Raw genomic sequence first — 1601 nt, 5'->3', positions numbered from 1 at the left:
CACCAACACCGGCAACCTGAAGGTTGGGTGCCACTGGGTGGTCGTGGTCTGCACCTCAGGAAGGCCTGTTGCCTTGGTGGTGGTCAATGGCAGGCGCCGGTTGATATCCCAGGTGTACATGGTGTTGACACCCAGGAAGTCGGTCTCTTGCGTGACCAGTCCACTGGCGTCTTGCACCCGGCTGGCCGCGTCGCCGGAGCCGCTTGCGCTCGGCAGGGTTGCCCCGGTCACGGCGAGCTGGCCCTTGTTTGTGCTGTAGTTGTAAGTACGTTGTGTGTCCAGCGGGTCTGTGACGGTTGTTGCGCCTGCGGCCCCGTAACTCACACTGTACCGGTACACGCCGCCGGCCAATTCGGTGCTCAGGCCCCTGCCCTGAGTGTCGTAGCTGACGGTTTCATAGCGATGCGACACCTCATCGGTGATGCCGGTCACCAATTGCGGAAAAGTTGCGTTCTCGTAGTGGTAAGTCTTGCTGACGGCACCGCTCACACTGCCTGCGTAGGTCACGGTTGTCAGGCGGTCCGTGGCTGCAGTGCCGTCATAGCCGTAGCTGATGACCTGGCCATCAGGCGCCGTCACGCTGACCAGTTGGCTAGAGGCGTTGTAAATAAAGCCCAGGCTGCGCCCAAATTTGTTGGTCACCGTGATCAGCAGGCCTGGAACGGGGGCGATGCTACCGGGCGTACTGGTGGTACTGTAGGTATAGGTAGCGACCCAGCCGTTTCTCTGGGTCACGGTGAGCAGCTTGCCAACCGCATCGAACTGCCACTGGCTGTCGTTGTCCAGCTGTTTGTAGAGCAGGCCCGTGCCGTTGGAGGCCAGGGTATCGGCACTGTTGGTGGCCAGCCAGCTGCTGGTTCCCACCTGCCAGCCAAACTCGCGTACGCTGCCGTCGCCGAACATGACCTTGGCGGTGCTGTCTGCCGTACCGACAATGCCTTCCAGCTGGACAGACGCTGCATGGTTGTGCGACCAGGTTTGGCCGAAAGCGGCACTGCCCCCTGCCGCCACAGTACCCGCCGACCGGCTGCTGCGAAAACTACGCAGCAGGCTGAGCGCATGCGGGCCTACGTCCTGGTAGTCATAGTCGTCAAACACCTTTTCCCCGGTCGCGGGAATGATCGGGCTTCCGACCTCAATGCCATCGACAACGCGTTTTTTCGGCGCAGGACATGTCAGCACAGGCGGCGGCGGGGCCACCACACACGACGTGCTGTTGCCATCCTCTTTGAAGCCCTTCTTGCAAACGCAAGAGCCGTTGACCAAATCGGTACGTTCGGGGCACTGCAAGGTACCCGAGCCATAGGTGTAGTTCCAATCGGGCGTCGCCGGACGGGACCTGTACACATAGCACTGGTCTCCAACCAGAGTCGAGCCATACCAAGGAGGTTGAATGCCCGTGCAATCATTTGCCGTGATGGCAAAGTTTTCGCAGGCCGCCAATGCGGTAGGTTGGGGCGTATTCAATGTTCCTTGACAGGCCCATGCCGAGGCATAAAAAAACTGAAGTGTCTTGGGGACAACGGCAGAAGCATTAAATGAAAGGCCAATCAGCACGAGCAAAATGAGCCAAGGAAACCACGCTGATACCTGGTGGAAAA

Annotated in this window: 1 protein-coding gene; it reads right to left on the bottom strand. The window is 59.7% G+C overall.

What is annotated here, in order from left to right; translation table 11 throughout:
- The coding region (locus tag AC1D1X_RS22890) for a DUF6531 domain-containing protein (RefSeq protein WP_477699286.1) at window positions 1-1347 on the bottom strand (1347 nt) is incomplete at its 3' end.
- Between the last annotated feature and the right edge of the window lie 254 nt (window positions 1348-1601).

Source organism: Polaromonas sp. P1_G4 (assembly GCF_056405475.1).
This window is presented reverse-complemented; position numbering and strand designations above follow the sequence as displayed.